The 18,865-nt window shown below is 28.9% G+C and carries 11 protein-coding genes (1 of these 11 running past the window's edge); 9 read left to right on the forward strand and 2 right to left on the reverse strand.

Going from position 1 to position 18,865, the window contains the following annotated elements; genetic code table 11:
• Together DM815_RS01525 and rpsA are read right to left on the reverse strand one after the other, a co-directional pair.
• Positions 1 to 1,268, reverse strand: partial view of a ribonucleoside-diphosphate reductase subunit alpha gene (locus DM815_RS01525; protein WP_110508838.1) — the 5' portion only. Its footprint begins 424 nt before the window's first position; only the first 1,268 of its 1,692 coding nucleotides appear in the window; its start codon is at positions 1,266 to 1,268; its stop codon lies beyond the left edge, outside the window.
• Positions 1,269 to 1,294: 26 nt separating this feature from the next.
• A complete protein-coding gene (gene rpsA / locus DM815_RS01530; RefSeq protein ID WP_110508839.1) occupies positions 1,295 to 3,112 on the reverse strand; it encodes a 30S ribosomal protein S1 in 1,818 nt (605 codons plus the stop codon).
• A gap of 251 nt (positions 3,113 to 3,363) precedes the next feature.
• Here rpsA and dnaE point away from each other — a divergent pair, with 251 nt between their 5' ends.
• From dnaE to DM815_RS01575, 9 genes are all read left to right on the forward strand, one after another.
• Entirely contained in the window at positions 3,364 to 7,668 is a 4,305-nt protein-coding gene (gene dnaE / locus DM815_RS01535; RefSeq protein ID WP_110508840.1) for a DNA polymerase III subunit alpha, read from the forward strand.
• 121 nt (positions 7,669 to 7,789) lie between these two features.
• Positions 7,790 to 9,559: an argininosuccinate synthase domain-containing protein gene (locus tag DM815_RS01540; RefSeq protein WP_110509391.1), complete on the forward strand. Its 1,770-nt coding sequence runs from the start codon at positions 7,790 to 7,792 to the stop codon at positions 9,557 to 9,559.
• Positions 9,559 to 10,533 (forward strand): N-acetyl-gamma-glutamyl-phosphate reductase, encoded by a 975-nt coding sequence (gene argC / locus DM815_RS01545; protein WP_110508842.1) that lies wholly within the window; start codon positions 9,559 to 9,561, stop codon positions 10,531 to 10,533. The genes DM815_RS01540 and argC overlap by 1 nt, the downstream gene beginning before the upstream one ends.
• 9 nt (positions 10,534 to 10,542) lie before the next feature.
• On the forward strand, positions 10,543 to 11,691 hold the full coding sequence (locus DM815_RS01550; protein ID WP_110508844.1) for an aspartate aminotransferase family protein: 1,149 nt from the start codon (positions 10,543 to 10,545) through the stop codon (positions 11,689 to 11,691).
• Positions 11,678 to 12,799, forward strand: coding sequence for a glutamine-hydrolyzing carbamoyl-phosphate synthase small subunit (carA, locus tag DM815_RS01555; protein WP_110508846.1), 1,122 nt, complete (start codon positions 11,678 to 11,680; stop codon positions 12,797 to 12,799). The genes DM815_RS01550 and carA overlap by 14 nt, the downstream gene beginning before the upstream one ends.
• A 1-nt stretch (position 12,800) precedes the next feature.
• Entirely contained in the window at positions 12,801 to 16,025 is a 3,225-nt protein-coding gene (carB, locus tag DM815_RS01560) for a carbamoyl-phosphate synthase (glutamine-hydrolyzing) large subunit (RefSeq protein ID WP_110508848.1), read from the forward strand.
• 4 nt (positions 16,026 to 16,029) lie between these two features.
• Positions 16,030 to 16,989, forward strand: a complete 960-nt coding sequence (locus DM815_RS01565) for an acetylornithine carbamoyltransferase (RefSeq protein ID WP_110509393.1) — start codon at positions 16,030 to 16,032, stop codon at positions 16,987 to 16,989.
• Positions 16,986 to 17,777 carry an acetylglutamate kinase gene (gene argB, locus DM815_RS01570; protein WP_110508850.1) on the forward strand — a complete coding sequence of 264 codons (792 nt, stop codon included), beginning with the start codon at positions 16,986 to 16,988 and terminating at the stop codon, positions 17,775 to 17,777. Before DM815_RS01565 ends, argB begins: the two co-directional genes overlap by 4 nt.
• Positions 17,768 to 18,850: a M20 family metallo-hydrolase gene (locus DM815_RS01575; RefSeq protein WP_110508852.1), complete on the forward strand. Its 1,083-nt coding sequence runs from the start codon at positions 17,768 to 17,770 to the stop codon at positions 18,848 to 18,850. The genes argB and DM815_RS01575 overlap by 10 nt, the downstream gene beginning before the upstream one ends.
• Positions 18,851 to 18,865 lie beyond the last annotated feature (15 nt).

Consider the following 18,865-nt stretch of genomic DNA (forward strand, 5'->3'; position numbering starts at 1 on the left):
AACCCCCCCGCTAATTTAGCAGAACTTCTATTGGGAGCTATAGCCATTAAAGTTAAATTTCTTCTTCCTGTTCCTATATTCCATTCGGATTCTCCGTATTCTTTCGCCAAATATTGAGTAGCTTTCTGAGATTCCAATTGTATATTTCTAAATATTTTATGAGTCAATATTTCAGATTTTACGGAAATAAAAGGAATCATTCTAGATTGTAAATAAGAATGCCAACCCAATGCCCCTAAACCTAGGGCTCTACTTTTTTCTGCAAAACGAACAGAATCTTCTATTCCCCGAATATTTTTTCCTTTATCAATGAACTCTTGTAAAACCGCATCAAGAAATAAAATAGCATAAAAAACGGTCTTAGTATTTTTCCATTCTACATATTTATATAAGTTTAATGAAGAAAGACAACATACAAGAGTATGACTTTCATCTGTAGGTAACATAATTTCTGAACAAAGATTGCTATGATGTATTTTCAATCCATGTTTTTTCCAATTATCCGGTATATTTTTATTAGCATTGTCTTTAAAAAAAAGATAAGGTTCTCCCGTTTTCACACGTTCTTTAAGGGTATTGATCCATAATGATCTTTCTTTTCCATTTTTTTTCAAAATTTTATCCATAAAAGGATTAGAAATAATGGCTCCCTGATGAACATTATGACATTGACGATGGATATCCCCTTTAGGTTCTCTTATTTTTAAAAATTCTGGATATTCTTTATGTTCTATATTTAAATAAATAGCTACAGCTCCTCTTCGTGTTCTTCCTTGTTTGCTAGCAATAATGGTACTATCGTACGACTTAATAAAAGGAATAATTCCATCCGAATAACCTAATGTTCCATTTTTGATAGGACTTCCTATAGGTCTAACAAAACTAAAATCATAAGAGGTCCCTCCTCCATGTTTACTTAAAATAGCCATTTCTAAATTTTTCCTATATATCTCATACATACTATCACCAATACGTCCAGAAAAACAACTAATGGGCAAGCCTTTTTCTGTTCCTAAATTAACCATAACTGGAGTGGAAGGGATGAGCCATCCTCTCCATAGAATGTTAAAAAATTTTTCTTCCATATTTGGCTTTTTAAGAATCTTTGCAGCATTAATAGCCAATCTTTTATATCCTTCAAAAGGCGTTTCTCCATCTAATAAATATCCACCTTTAATTGTAGTTAAATACAGTTCATTATTAGCCCATACGGGTAAATCCTTTCCTACTTTCCATCCTTTTTTTTCTGCAATAGGGTGTGTTTCCATTTTTAGTATTGAAATTTCCTTTTTTTTTACTTCTTCTCTTTTTCTATTTTTTCTTTTAATTTAGCTAAACCAACAATATCTCCAAGAGTAGATTTCTCGAATTTTCTATTTCTCATACGTTGTTCTTTTTTTTGTTCTTTATCACGATAAATCGCTGTATGAGAAACTACAATTTTTTTAGTTTCTTTATTAAACTCGATAACCTTAAAATTAATTTTTTCTCCTTTTTTAAGAATACTTCCATCCTTTTTTTCCAAAAAACGAAGTGGAGAAAATGCTTCTATTTCTGGATCTATAAATTGGATATAGGCTCCTTTATCAAATAAATTTTCTATCATTCCATTATGAATACTACCTACATAATAAATTTTTTCATATTTATCCCATGGATTTTCCGTTAGTTGTTTATGGCCTAAGTTTAATTTTCTTGTTTGGGAATCTAAAAAAAGAACAATTACTTCTAATTGATCATTAATATGGCAAAATTCAGAAGGATGTTTTATCTTCTTAATCCATGAAAGATCATTTGTATAAATAATTCCAGATATCCCTTTTTCCAATTCTAAAAAAACTCCGAAATTAGTAAATTTTCGAACGAAACCCATATGTTTTGATCCTATAGGATATTTCTTTTGAATGTCGATCCAAGGATCTGGAGTAAGTTGTTTTATACTCAAAGACATTTTTCTTTCTTGACGATCTATAGTCAGTATAATCGCTTCTAATTCATCTCCTATTTGTACAAAATCTTGTGTAGAAGATAAATCGGAGTACCAAGACATTTCACTAATATGCAATAAAGCCTCTACACCTGGAATAATTTCTACAAAAGCACCATAATCAGCTAAAACACTAACTTTTCCTTTAACTTTACTTCCTATTTTTAATTCTTCATCCAAAGAATTCCAAGGATGAGGTTGCAATTGTTTTAACCCTAGCTGTACACGATTTTTATCTTTATCTACACCTAGAACAACAAATTTTAATTCCTGTTCTAATTGGACTACTTCTGTAGGATGATTAATATGATGCCAACTCATATCGGTAATATGCAATAATGCATCGACTCCTCCTAGATCTACAAAAGCACCATAAGGAAGAATATTTTTTATTTTTCCTTCTAAAACTTGACCTTTATCTAACTTAGAAATCATTTCTTTTCTTTGTTCTTCAATATCTCTTTCTATTAAAACTTTATGGGATACAACAACATTTTTTGTTTTTTTATTTATTTTTACAACTTTGACCTCCATGGTTTTACCAACATAAGTATCATAATCTCGAACAGGTTTTACATTAATATGCGATCCTGGTAAAAAACATTCAATATCAAAAATTTCTACAATTAATCCACCTTTAGTTCTAGCAGCTACATAACCTAAAATGACTTTTTCTTTTATATATGCTTCATTGATCCTTTGCCAATTTCTTAACGTTTTTGCTTTTTGATAGGAAAGTATACATTGTCCTTTATAATCCATTTTAACAACCATAACCTCCATATTACTTCCTACTTCAAAATTAAAATTTTCTCTAAATTCTCTAATTGGAATAGCCCCTTCCGCTTTGAATCCTATATCTACAATCACATTGTTATCCATAATATGTGTAACAATCCCCTTATATATTTCCAATTCTTGTATATCTGGCAAAGTTTCTTCGTATATTTTTTCCCACTTTTTTTTTTCTTCTTGTATCTCATTATTTAAATGAGTTTCGTATTTTGTCCAATCGAAATTTTTGTTTTTTTCCTGATATTTCAATTTTATGTTTCTATCACTCCCATTGATCCTATCAGATGAATGGGTGGTTCCTTTTTTAGTTTCTTCTTTTTGATTAGACATATATTTTTATATTTTTTATAAAGAGGACCTCACTAGTTGACGTACAAGGTTATAAACTAGGAATATACATTAAAAATATCCACTATGATTAGGTCTATTGTTTAGGTCGTTTAGGAATACAAAACTAATAATTTTTCAGAACATAAAATTTTTGATCCTTTCTTTTATTTTTAAAGATCAGAAAAAACAAAAAACTTATTCCATAAATTCATTGTGATAGTGTAAATTGATTGATTTTAAAGTAAAAAATAATGTATCTCATTGTTGATACCGAAACCACAGGGTTACCTGAGTCCTATAATCTTCCTATTACCAATTCCGATAATTGGCCAAGAATAGTGCAAATAGCATGGCAGTGCCATGCTATTTCAGGAAAAATAATAGAATTTAAAAATTTTATTATAAAACCGGATGGTTATGATATTCCTTACAATGCTTTTAAAATTCATGGAATTACTAATGAAAAAGCAGAAAAAGAAGGACAAAATTTAGATTTTGTTCTTAAAAAATTTAAGGAATCCTTTGAAAGATCTAAATGTTTAATTGGCCATAATTTGGATTTTGATATAAAAGTTATTGAATGTGAATTTTTTAGAATAAAAGAAGAAATTTCTTTTAAAAGAAAAAAATTTTTAGATACTAAAGAAGTCTCTGTTAATTATTGCAAATTACCTGGTATTAGAAAAAAATTTAAATGGCCTACATTAACCGAATTATATTATAAATTATTTGGAATAGATTTATCTAATTTTCATCATAATGCGGAAAATGATGTAAAAGCAACATCTCGTTGTTTTTTGGAACTCCTACGTATGGGAGTTATATCCTACAATGATATTGGAATAGATGAACCAATAATCAAAAATTTTAGAGAATTGTTCCATACTACTATTTCTTCCTCTATAGTCTCTTTTGATCTCCATCATCTAAAAAAAAATACAGAAAAAAGAATAGAAAATAAAAGAATTAATAATAATAAGGAAAAATTACAAAAAAAAAGATATTCTCATCTTCATAATCATACTTCTTTTTCTATTCTTTTTTCAACTATGGATATTTCCTCTATGATAAATAGAGCTATATCCTGCAATATGCCTGCTATTGGAATAACAGATTATGGAAACATGATGGGGACTTTTCATTTTCTAAATACTATCCATTCTGTAAACCAAAAATATGCTTCATTAAAAAAATCCATAAAAGGAATTATTGGTTGTGAAGTATTTATTTCCGAAAGCTATTTACAGAAAAAATTTACTAAAGAAAAACCGGACAAACGTTATCATCAAGTTCTATTGTCTAAAAATAAAGCAGGATATCATAACTTATCCAAACTTTGTTCTCATGGATTTATAGAAGGATTTTATGCTGGAATTCCTAGGGTTGGAAAGAATTTGATTGAAAAATATAAGGGAAATTTAATAGCTCTTACCGGAGATCTCAATGCAGAAATTCCACAGATAATTCTTAATCAAGGAAAAAGAAAAGCAGAAAAGGTTTTTCTATGGTGGAAAGAACTTTTTGAAGAAGATTTTTACATAGAATTATTACGTCATGGATTAGAAGAAGAAGACTATGTTAATAGGATTCTTCTTCAATTTTCCGAAAAATATCATGTAAAGTATATTATACAAAATAATACTTTTTATTTAGATCAAAAAGATTCTTATGTTCATGATATTTTGCTTTGCGTAAAAAATGGAGAAAAAAAATCCACTCCTATAGGTAGAGGAAGAGGGTATAGATTTGGATTTCCAAATCCAGAATTTTATTTCAAAAGTACAGAAGAGATGAAAGAAATATTTTCGGATGTTCCAGAATCTTTTGACTTTTTAGATGAATTAGTCAGTAAAATTGAATTTTACCATCTATCACAAAAAATATTACTTCCAAAATTTCAAATACCAAAACATTTTGAAACCCCTTTAGATGAAAAAGATGGAGGGAATAGAGGGGAAAATTTTTTTTTAAAAAGGATTACATATGAAGGAGCTAAAAAACGTTATAAAAATATAACTAAGGAAATAGAAGAAAGAATTCACTTCGAATTAAAAACAATTGAAAAAATTGGATATCCTGGTTATTTTCTTATTGTTCATAATTTGGTTTCTCAAGCTAGAAAAATGAATATTTCAGTAGGACCTGGAAGAGGTTCTGTTGCTGGATCTATAGTTTCCTATTGTATAGGAATTACTGATATAGATCCCCTGAAATATCATCTTCTTTTTGAACGATTTTTAAATCCGGACAGAATATCTTTACCTGATATTGATATCGATTTTGATGATCGAGGGCGTGAAGAAATTATTGAATGGGTAGTCCAAAAATATGGAAAAAATAAAGTAGCACAAATCATAACATATTCCACAATGGGAGCAAAATCTTCTATTCGAGATACGGCTCGTGTCTTAAATTTATCTTTAAGAGATACAGATCGTATAGCAAAAATGGTCCCTAACTTTATTCCATTAAAAGTTCTCTTATCTTCGGAAGATAAGGTACTAGGAAATAGAAGTAAGGAAGAAATGGACAATATAAAAAAACTTAGAAAAATTGCAGAAAATGGAGAAACTTTGGAGGGAAAAATTTTGCAGAAAGCAAAAATTTTAGAAGGTTCTATAAGAAGTACGGGGATACATGCTTGTGGAATAATTATAAGTCCATACGATATAAAAGAATATATTCCCGTTACTCTTTCCAAAGAATCCGATTTATTGTTAACGCAATTTGATAACAATGTAGTAGAACGTGTTGGATTATTAAAAATGGATTTTTTAGGATTAAAGACTCTTACTATTATTAAAGATTCCTTGAATCTTATCAAAAAAAACATCAATATTACAGAATTCTCATTTCCTATAGAAGATTTAAAGACTTATTCTCTTTTTCAAAAAGGAGAAACCGTAGCTGTTTTTCAATATGAATCTCCAGGAATGCAGAAATATTTACGACAACTTAAACCTGATAAATTTGATGATTTAATTGCAATGAATGCCTTATACCGACCTGGTCCATTACAATACATTCCTAACTTTATTTCCAGAAAACATGGAAAAGAGGCGATAACCTATGATTTACCAGAAATGGAAGAATTATTGAAAGAAACTTATGGAATAACTATATATCAAGAACAGGTGATGTTAATATCCCAAAAAATAGCAGATTTTAGCAAAGGAGAAGCCGATTTTCTTAGAAAGGCTATGGGTAAAAAACAAAAAGAGGAACTAAATAAAATGAAAAATAAGTTTCTTCATAAAGCTATGAAAAAAGGATATCCGAAAAATATATTAGAAAAAATATGGAAAGATTGGGAGTCTTTTTCTTGCTATGCTTTTAACAAATCTCATGCTACCTGTTATGCTTATATAGCTTTTCAGACCGCTTATCTTAAAACGCATTTCCCCTGTGAATATATGGCTTCTGTATTAAGTAATAACATGGATAATATTAAACAGCTTACTTACTTTATAAAAGAATGTAAGCGTATGGATATATCGGTTTTAGGTCCAAATATTAATGAAAGTGATGATTTTTTTAAAGTAAAAGATAAAAATTGTATTCAATTCGGTCTTAGAGGAATAAAAGGTGTAGGAGAAAATTCTGTAAAAATGATTGTTCAGGAAAGAGAAAAAAATGGACCATTCACTTCTATTTTTAATTTGGTAAAACGTATTAATTTACGTATAGTGAATAAGAAAACTTTGGACAGTTTAGTTTTATCTGGAGGATTGGATAAATTCCATTTACGTAGAGAACAGTATTTCCACTTTGAAGAAAAAAGTAAGTTTAGTACTCTAGAAAAGATCATTCAATTTGGATCTAAATACCAAAAAATGAAAAAAAGGGAGAATATTTCCAAAAAAAATATGGAAATAGAAAAACCCATGATTTCAGAATGCCCTCCATGGAGCAATATATATAAATTATATAAAGAAAAAGAAGTATTGGGGATTTACGCTTCTTCACATCCTTTAGATGATTATTTTTATGAAAGAAAATATTTTACAAATTTATCTTTATACCAATTAAATAAAAATGAACAGAAACTTATAGGAAAAAAAATATATATATGTGGAATTCTATCTAAAATAGAAAAAAAAATATATATAAAAAATGGAAAAAAATATGGCGTTTTCTTATTAGAAGATGATCATTCTTCTAAATTGTTTCGTATTTATGGACAACAGTATTTAAAGTATGAACATTTACTATTTAGTAATAGCCTATTATATTTATATATTTTTATTGAACCATCTAAATATAAAGAAGGGAAAATACATATATTTCATATCGAAAGTCTACAAAATGTTTTAAAAAAATTTTCCCATAAATTGGTAATAAAGATCAATATAAAAAACTTAGACAGCATGATTATTGATGATATAGAAAAATTATTTTCTGAACATATAGGAGATAAAAAGCTTAATATTCTTCTTTATGATAAAGAAAATCATATTTCTTTAAATTTTGAATCCGAGAAATATGGAGTTGATATTAATTCCAGTTTTTTAAAAAAGTTGGAAAAAATAAAAGGATTGGATTTTTGTTTGAATTAAAACTTAATTATTAATAAGACTTTCTTAAATTTGCACTTAGAATAAAGTAAATATTATGAATCTATTTATTTATAAATCAATAAATTACATTTTTTTTTCGTAGTTATTGGTTTTTTTTAAGATGAAAATAAAAGTTAGAGTATCTCATGAAGAGGATACAAAATATGCTTCCTTAATTTGCAAAAAAATACAGGAATCAGCAAAAATTAGAGGAACTGGTATTGCTAAGAAAGATCCAGAATATATTAAATCAAAAATGATTAATGGAAATGCAGTAATTGCTTTCTGTAATGGAAAAATAGCAGGGTTTATTTACCTTGAAGTTTTTCAAAATCAAGAATTTGTTGTTAATTCTGGTTTAATTGTTTTTCCTGAATTTAGAAAAAAAGGATTGGCAAATATTATAAAAATTGAAATATTTAAACTTTCTAGAAAAAAATTTCCAAATTCTAAAATTTTTAGCATTACAACAAGCCATTCCGTGATTAGAATGAATACAAAATTGGGTTTTAATCCTGTTTCTTTTAGTGAATTAACTCAATCAGAAGAATTTTGGAAAGGATGTAAAAGTTGTGCTAACTTCGATATATTAACCAGAAATAAAAGAAAAATGTGTCTTTGTACAGGTCTTTTATATAACCCATATAAATCTTATGAAGATGAAAACGTTAAAAAAAAGAATCTAGAGGATTTAATTCTTGGTGATAAAATTGTTTTGGCCTATAGTGGTGGTTTAGACACATCTTATTGCTTAAAATATCTTATCCAAAAAGGATACGAGGTGCATACAGTGATTATTAATACAGGAGGATTTAAAGAAGAGGAATTGAAAAAAATTGAAGAAAGAGCTTTAAATATTGGATCTAAATCACACAAAACTATCGATGCTATAGAAGATTATTATCAAAATTGCATAAAATATCTTATATTTGGAAACATTCTTAAAAACAATACCTATCCACTTTCAGTAAGCTCTGAAAGAATTTTTCATGCTATTAAAATTGCACAATATGCCACTCTTATTAAGGCAAAAGCGATAGCTCATGGGAGTACAGGAGCCGGGAATGATCAAATTAGATTTGATATAGCTTTTCAAATTATTTGTCCAGATAAAATTACTTTATCCCCTATAAGAGATTTAAGAATTTCCAGAAAAGAAGAAATTGAATATTTACGAAATAGTGGTATATACATTTGTTGGGATAAGGCAAAATATTCTATTAACAAAGGAATTTGGGGAACTAGTATCGGAGGAAAAGAAACTTTAACCTCTTACCAAGATTTTCCAGATGAGGCCTATCCAACAAAATTAAGCAGAAAAAAAAGTGAAAATCTAGAATTAGAATTTGAAAAAGGAGAATTAGTAAGTGTTAATAAAGAAAAGGAAGACGCTATAAAAAATATCCTAAAAATTGAAAAAATAGCCTCCAAATTTGCTATAGGAAGGGGGATACATATAGGAGATACTATTTTAGGTATTAAGGGAAGAGTGGCTTTTGAAGCTTCTGCAGCTATTATTATTATTAAAGCCCATCATTTGTTGGAAAAACATATTCTTACAAAATGGCAACTTTATTGGAAAGATCAATTATCCAATTGGTATGGAATGTTGCTTCATGAAGCTCAATATTTAGATCCTGTCATGCGTGATATAGAAATGTTTTTAAACAGTACACAAGAAAGACTTACTGGAACCGTATATATAATTTTACATCCTTATAGATTTCATTTAGTTGGAATTAAATCTGAATTTGATTTAATGGAATCTAACATGGCTCAATACGGAGAAATGAATTATGCTTGGACGGCAGAGGATGTTAAAGGTTTTACAAAAATATTGAGTAATCAAATGAAAATGTATCATAATTTAAATAAAAATAAAAAAGAATAATGATTGAAGTAGGCATTATAGGAGGGACTGGATATACTTCTGGAGAATTAATTAGATTAATAATTAATCATTCAAAAGCAAGGATCAATAGTGTGGTTAGCCGAAGTGAACCAGGAAATTTAATTCATTCGGTTCATCAAGATTTATTAGGGGAAATAGATGATTTTAAGTTTACTGATTCCTTAAGCAAGGAAATTGATGTAGTATTTATATGTTCAGGACATGGACAATCTAGAAAAGAATTAAAAAATATATCAGAAAGTATAAAAGTGATTGATCTTAATCAAGATTTTAGGATTATAAATCATTCAGTTTTCAGAGATAGAAATTTTATTTATGGATTACCAGAATTACAGAAAGATATCATTAAAAAATCTAGTAATATTGCCAATCCAGGATGTTTTTCTACAGCTATTCTTTTAGCTATTTTACCTTTAGCTAAAGAAAAATTATTAAAAAAGGATATTCATATAAGTGCGATAACTGGTTCCACAGGATCTGGTAAAAGAAATCTAGATACGAATCATTTTAGCTGGAGAAATAATAATATTTCTTCTTATAAAATATTTAAACATCAGCATTTGAAAGAAATAAAACAAACTATTCGTCAAATACAAAATAATTTCCATTCGGAAATTTATCTTATTCCTTATAGAGGAAATTTCTCTAGAGGTATTATAGTTACTTTATATACTTATTCTAGTTTTCCTTTAGAAAAGAATAAGGAAATCTATAAGGAATATTATAAAAATCATCCATTTGTAGAAATATCGAATACAAACGTTGATGTAAAACAAGTGGTAAATACCAATAAGTGTATTTTGTATCTTCTTAAAGAAAAGGATCAACTAATTGTTATAAGTGTTATAGACAATCTTATAAAAGGAGCTTCTGGTCAAGCTATACAGAATATGAACCTTTTATTTAATTTGGATGAAACTTGTGGTTTGAGATTAAAATCCGTTCGTTTTTAATAAAAAAAAATGGAGCTATTTGACGTTTATCCTATTCTAGACATAGAATTGACCAAGAGTAAAGGGGTCTATGTTTTTGATAAAAAAGGACATATGTATTTAGATTTTTATGGAGGACATGCCGTCATTTCCATTGGTCACTCACATCCATATTATGTTAGAGCCTTAACAGAACAAATTCATAAGATATCCTATTATTCGAATAGTGTTTTTATTTCTCAAAAGAAAGAATTGGCGTATTTACTTGGCTATATTTCAGGATATGAAAACTATTCGTTGTTTCTTTGCAATTCCGGTTCTGAATCTAATGAAAATGCATTGAAGATAGCTTCTTTTCATACGGGAAAGAAAAAAATTATTGCTTTTAAAGGTGCTTTTCATGGAAGGACGAGCGGTAGTTTATCCGTTACGGATAATCATAAAATTATATCTCCTTTTAATGCGCAACATAAAACTATCTTTATAGATTATAAAGATCTTAATTCTTTAGAAAAGGAATTAAAAAATGGCGATATTTGTGCTTTAATAACGGAAGGAATACAAGGGGTTTCTGGAATTATAGATCCTGGTTTAAATTATTTTCGTAAATATTGGGAACTTTGTATAAAATATCACACAATTTTTATTATTGATGAGATTCAAAGTGGATATGGAAGAACTGGATCTTTTTTTTCTCACCAGTTATATCCTATCAAACCAGATTTAATTACTATTGCTAAAGGGATGGGAAATGGATTTCCCATAGGAGGAGTCCTTATCCATCCTAAATTTAAGCCATATTACGGTATGTTAGGAACTACATTCGGTGGGAATCATCTAGCTTGTGTTGCTGGTATTGCTGTATTAAAAATTATTCTAAAAGAAAATTTAATGGAAAATGCAAAAAAAATGGGAAAAATACTATTGAAAGAATTACGTATGATTCCTAAAATAAAAAAAATAAGTGGTAGAGGACTTATGTTAGGGTTAGAATTTGATTTTCCTATTCATGATTTAAAAAATATTTTAATTTACAATGAAAAAGTATTTGTAGGAACATCCAATAACTCATATATTTTACGATTGCTCCCTCCACTGAGTATCAACGTAAATCATATAAAATTGTTTATTAAAAAACTAAAAAAAGCCTTAGCATATCTAACGAATGAAAAAAAATAATAGGAGAAGAAATGCTATGCTTATACTGGAAGATGGAACTAGGTATGAAGCTTATCATTTTGGAGCTCCAGTTTCCTCTTCCGGAGAAGTAGTATTTAATACAGCTATGACCGGATATACGGAAAGTATGACGGATCCCTCTTACAAAGGTCAAATTTTGACTTATACTTATCCTATAATCGGGAATTATGGTATTCCTTCACCATCTTCCAAAGAATCTATCCAGGAATTTTACGAATCCGATAAGGTTCAAGTGTCCGGACTTATTATTTCATATTATTCCAACCGTCCGTATCATTGGAATATGTATACGACTCTATCGGATTGGTTAAAAGAAAATGGTATTCCTGGAATCTATGGGATAGATACTAGATTTATTGCAAAAAAACTTAGAAATAAAGGAGGATCCATGTTAGGGAAAATTTTAATAATGGAACAAGAAGATATTCCTTTTTATGATCCTAATCAAGACAATCTTTCTAAAAAAGTTTCTACCTATAAAAAAATCATATATGGAAATGGAAAATATAAAATATTACTTGTAGATTTTGGATTAAAAAATAATATTTTACGTTGTTTATTGCGAAGAAATTGTACCATAATAAGGGTCCCATGGGATTATGATTTTACGAAGGAAGAATATGATGGACTGGTCCTTTCTAATGGACCTGGAAATCCAAAGATTTATGAAAAACCAATATCCTATATTCGTATGGCTATGAAAAAAGAACGACCTAGACCTATATTTGGGATCTGTTTAGGAAATCAACTTTTGGGTATTGCTGCAGGAGGATATACTTATAAACTTCAGTATGCACATAGGGGACATAATCAACCTGTTGTATTTTTAGAAACAGGACAAAATTTTATTACATCACAAAACCATGGATATGTTTTGGACACTACCAATATTTCTAGAGAATGGAAGATGTTCTTTAAAAATTTAAATGATAACACTTGCGAAGGAATCATTCATGATTGTAAACCTTTTTTTTCGGTTCAATTTCATCCAGAAGCCTCAAGTGGACCTACAGATACCGAATTTTTATTCGATTTTTTTATCAATTCAATTGGATCTTCCAGAAAATTGATTACAAAAATAGTATGAAATGAAAATAGATAAAGTACTTATCCTGGGATCAGGGGCCTTAAAGATAGGAGAAGCTGGGGAATTTGATTATTCTGGAACACAAGCTTTAAAAGCTCTTAAAGAGGAGGGAATTTATACTATATTGATTAATCCAAATATCGCAACTGTTCAAACTTCGAAAGAAGTTGCTGATAAAGTTTATTTTCTTCCTCTCACATTTTTTTTTATAAAAAGCGTCATCGAAAAGGAAAAACCAAAAGGAATTTTTCTTTCTTTTGGAGGACAAACTGCCTTAAATTGTGGAATACAACTTTTTAAAGAAGGAATTATAGAAAAATATAAAATTCAAGTTTTAGGTACGTCTATTGAATCTATAATTCACAGTGAAGATAGAAATCTATTTAGAAATAGGTTAAGTCGTATTAATATAAAAACGGCAAAAAGCTTTGTAGTCCATTCTATGGATCATGCCATATTCTATTCTTTAAAAATTGGGTTCCCTATTATAATTAGGTCTTCTTATACACTTGGAGGTTTAGGGAGTGGTTACGCAAAAAATATTCATGATTTAAAGGAAATCGTCAGTAAAGCTTTCTATTATTCCTCTCAAGTTGTTGTAGAAGAATATTTAGAAGGATGGAAAGAGATTGAATATGAAATAGTTAGAGATAAATACAATAATTGTATTGCAGTATGCAATATGGAAAACTTTGATCCTATAGGAATTCATACAGGGGAAAGTATTGTAGTATCCCCATCGCAGACTTTAACAAATTCAGAATATTATGGGTTAAGAAATTTAGCTATCCATATAGCTAGGGATTTAAAGATAGTTGGAGAATGTAATGTTCAATTTGCATTAGATCCTAGATCGGAAGATTATCGTGTTATTGAAGTGAATGCACGTCTTTCTCGTTCTAGCGCTCTTGCTTCTAAAGCAACTGGTTATCCATTAGCTTTTGTTTCTGCAAAATTAGCTATAGGATATGGATTGCATGAATTAAAAAATTCTGTGAATAAAACTACTTATGCTTTTTTTGAACCAGCATTGGATTATGTAGTATGTAAAATTCCAAGGTGGGATCTAAATAAATTTTATGGTGTTTCCAATAGAATTGGAAGTAGTATGAAAAGTATAGGAGAAGTCATGGCTATTGGAGGTTCGTTTGAAGAGGCCTTACAAAAAGGAATTAGAATGTTAGATATTGGAATGCTAGGATTCATAAATTCTAAAAAAAAAATGGGATCTACTCTTTTACTTAAGGAATTTTTGAAAAACCCAACTGATCAAAGAATTCTATTTTTAGAAGAAGCTTTCGAAAAAGGAATTTCTATCAAAGAAATACATGATCTTACAAAGATAGATCCATGGTTTTTATCCCAGTTGGATAACATATTTCAAACAAAAAAAGAGATTACTTCTTATGACGATTGGAGGGATATTCCGGATGAATTATTCCGTAAAGCTAAGCAAGAAGGGTTTTCTGATATGCAAATTGCTAACCTTTTTATTGATAAGGATAAAGAGAGTATTTATGCTATGGAAGAAAAAATAAGAAAATATAGAAAAAAAAAAGGAATTATTCCATATGTTCGACAAATTGATACTTTGGGGGCTGAATATCCATCATATACAAATTATTTGTATTTAACCTACCATTCTATTCAACATGACGTTCTTTATGAAAAAGATCATCAATCTGTAATAACTTTAGGATCCGGAGTTTATAGAATTGGAAGTAGTGTCGAATTTGATTGGTGTTGTGTCAATACATTAAATACTATTAATAAAGAATCTTATAGATCAATAATGATTAATTACAATCCAGAAACAGTTAGCACAGATTTTGATGTTTGTGATCGTTTATATTTTGAGGAGATAACTTTAGAACGTGTATTAGATATTATTGATTTAGAAAAACCAAAAGGAACAATAGTATCTATGGGAGGACAAATACCCAATAACTTAGTTTTAAAACTTTATGAAAAAGGAGTAAAGATTCTAGGAACATCTCCTATTTCTATAGACAAAGTGGAAAATAGATATAAATTTTCTAACGCTATGGATGTTTTAGGGATAGGACAACCTAGATGGAAAGAATTATCAGATTTTGATAGTATTTATCAGTTTGTAGAAAAAGTAGATTATCCTATATTAGTTAGACCCTCTTATGTTCTTTCAGGTTCGGATATGAATGTTATTTCCAATTATGAAGAACTCCAGCATTATCTTCTTCGTAATAAAGAATCGGTTTCTCCTGATCATCCATTGGTGATTACGGAGTTTATTAGAAATGCAAAAGAGATGGAATTAGATGCTGTTTCTCAAAATGGAGAGATATTGTATTATGCTATATCAGAACATGTAGAATTTGCTGGTGTCCATTCAGGAGATGCGACTTTGGTCTATCCTCCACATAATTTATATTTATCTACATTAAAGGAAATCATCCGTATGTCTAAGAAAATAGCAAAATATTTTAATATATCTGGACCTTTTAATATTCAATTTTTATCTAAAGAAAATGAAGTCAAAGTAATTGAATGTAATTTGAGAGCTTCTAGGAGTTTCCCTTTTGTATCAAAAATATCTCAGTTCAATATGATAGAACTAGCGACTCAAGTACTTCTTGGAAAGAAAAAAAAGAAAACGAAACCTAATTTTTTTACTACGAATTTTTTAGGGATAAAAGCCTCTCAATTTTCTTTTTCCCGTTTACAAGATGCAGATCCTATTTTAGGTGTGGATATGACTTCAACTGGAGAAGTCGGATGTTTAGGATATACCTTTGATGAAGCTCTTCTAAAATCCATGCTTTCTGTTGGTTATACTATTCCAAAAAAAAATATTCTGATATCTAGTGGTCCAATTGATTCTAAATTAGATCTGTTAAATATGGTTAAACTTTTGCATAAAAAAAGATATATATTATTTGCTACAGAAGGAACAAATAATTTTTTATCCGATTGTGGAGTTCCATCAATAAGGGTTCATTGGCCAAATGAAAGAAAATATCCCAATGTTATTGACTTGATCAAAGATAGAAAATTCGATCTTATTATCAATATTCCTAAAAATTTAAGTAAATTCGAGTTAGATAATGATTATGCGATAAGACGTTGTTCCGTAGATTTTAATATTCCTCTACTAACTAATACGCGTTTGGCTAAAGCTTTTATACAAGCTTTTTGTAATTTATCTATGGATAAGCTATCCATCAATTCTTGGGATGAATATCAATAAATTTATGAAAAATTTTTTTAGCGTAAAAGATGTCTTAAACGTATATGATCTCATTAAAGAAGCCATCAATTTGAAGAAAGATCCATATTGTTTTCAACATATTGGGAAGAATAAAACAATTGGATTGGTATTTTTTAATCCTAGTTTACGTACAAGAATTAGTTGTCAAAAAGCCGCTTTTAATTTAGGATGCAATACTTGGTTGTTAAATATTCATCGGGATTCCTGGAATATCGAAATGAAAGATGGAAATGTGATGAAAGAGACTCAAGAACATCTTAAGGAGGCTATTTCTGTAATGAGTTTATATTGTGATATTCTTGCAGTAAGAACTTTTCCTCATCTTATAGACAGAGATTATGATTATAATGAAGTTCTTTTTAAGAAAATATTGAACTATTCTAAAGTTCCAGTAGTAAACATGGAAAGTGCGACCTTGCATCCTTTGCAATCATTAGCTGATCTAATGACCATTTATGAATTTACCCCTTTTTTTTCTAAAAAAAAATGTAAAGTCGTGTTAAGTTGGGCTCCTCATGTAAAGGCATTGCCACATTCTGTGGCAAATTCCTTTTCCCAATGGATATCCAAAATAAAAGAAATAGATTTTACCATTACTTGTCCAGAACAGTACGATTTATATGAAGAATTTTCTAATGGAGTTTATACTACATATAACCAAAATGAAGCCTTTTTAAATGCAGATTTTATTTATGCAAAAAATTGGAGTAGTTATATAAATTATGGAAAAATACTCTGTCATAGTTCTGATTGGATGATTAACGAAAGAAAAATGAGAATAACAAATAAGGCAAAATTTATGCACTGTTTACCTGTAAGGAGAAATATGGTAGTGGAAGATTCTGTTTTGGATAGTCCCAATTCCATTGTTTTGCAACAAGCAGAAAATAGAATTTATTCTTCGCAAATAATTTTCTTGAAAATTTTACAATCTTTATCATGAAAATACATATAGTAAAAATTGGAGGAAATTTAATTAGTGATCAAAAATGGCTTCATTATTCTTTAGAAGAATTTTTAAAACTAGAAGGAAATAAGATATTAATTCATGGAGGAGGAAGAAAGGCTACCCTTATTTCTGATAAAATGGGGATTACTCCAAAATTTATACAAGGAAGAAGGGTTACGGATAAAGAAACTCTTGATCTAGTTGTCATGACCTATGCAGGTCTTATCAACAAAAATATTGTCGCAAAATTACAATCTTATGATTGTAATGCTTTGGGATTGTGCGGAGCGGATGGGAATAGTCTTCAGTCATGCTTCCGTTTAAAAAAAACCAATACCGATATTGATTATGGATATGTAGGGGATATAACAAATAAAAGTGTTAATACGTATTTTATAAAATTTCTTTTGAAAAACAATATTGTTCCTGTATTATGTTCTATCACTCATAATGGAACAGGAAATCTTCTAAACACGAATGCAGATAGTATAGCTGCATGGATTGCCATCTCATTGAAAAAGGATTTTAAGGATGAAATAGAGTTACATTTTTGTTTCGAAAAAAAGGGGGTATTACGAGATTTACAGGATGAAGATTCCTATTTAAAAAGAATAGATTTTCGTTTATTTCAAATAATAAGAAAGAATCATACTATTAAAAATGGGATGATTCCAAAATTAGAAAATGCATTTCTTGCATTAAGAAATGGGGTATCTAAGGTAAGTATCGGTCAACCTTATTATTTAAATGATGTTAAGAATAAGACCATTATATGTCTTTAGTGAAATTGAAAGTTTTAAAGGAAGAAGCTATACAACTTCTTATACGAATAATCAATACGCCATCTATATCTAAAAAAGAAAAAAAGGTATCTTTTCTTATAGAAGACTATATTTCTAAATATGGATTTCACATCAAAAGAAAATATAACAATATATGGACAGAAAGTACTAATTATACTAAAAAAAAAGAAAATATTCGTACAATCCTATTGAATTCTCATCATGATACAGTTAAACCAGGAAAAAATTGGGAAACGGATCCTTTTACTTCAATACAAAAAGAGGATAAGTTAATAGGTTTAGGAAGTAACGATGCTGGATCTTCCGTGGTTTCCTTAATTGCTACCTTTATATATTTAAGTAATTTATGTGTATTACCTTACAGATTGATCCTTTCTATTACTGCAGAAGAAGAAATTTCTGGACCATTAGGCGTAAGATCAATTTTACCTGAATTGGGATTTATAGACTTAGGAATAATAGGAGAGCCAACAAAAATGCAAGTGGCAATAGCTGAAAAAGGATTGATCATATTAGATGGAATTTCAGAAGGAAAAACAGGCCATTCTGCAAGAAATACAGGGGTTAATGCCATATATATTGCTACAAAAGACATAGAATGTTTAAGAAATTTACAATTTGATCGAAAATCAAAATTGCTCGGATTTCCAATATTAACGGTCACTCAAATACAAGGGGGTATACAGCATAATGTTATCCCTGATTTTTGCTCTTTTGTCATAGATATTAGAAACAATGAATTATATTCCAATGAGGAATTAATTGAAATAATCCAAAAAAAAATTCGTTCTAAAATAAAACCACGTTCTTTTCATTCCCATTCTTCTTTCATCAACCAAAGACATCCAATTGTATTAAAATCAAAACTCATAGGTCTAAAAACTTATGGATCTCCTACCCTATCTGACCAAAGTATTATGCCATTTCCCACTATTAAAATTGGGGTAGGAGATAGTATACGTTCTCATACTCCTAATGAGTATGTTCTTATTTCAGAAATAATAGATGGAATAGATATTTACATCCGTTTGTTAAAAGACTTTCAATTTTAAAACAAAAAAGGTAAA

This window comes from Blattabacterium sp. (Cryptocercus kyebangensis) (genome assembly GCF_003226855.1).
GTDB lineage: Bacteria > Bacteroidota > Bacteroidia > Flavobacteriales > Blattabacteriaceae > Blattabacterium.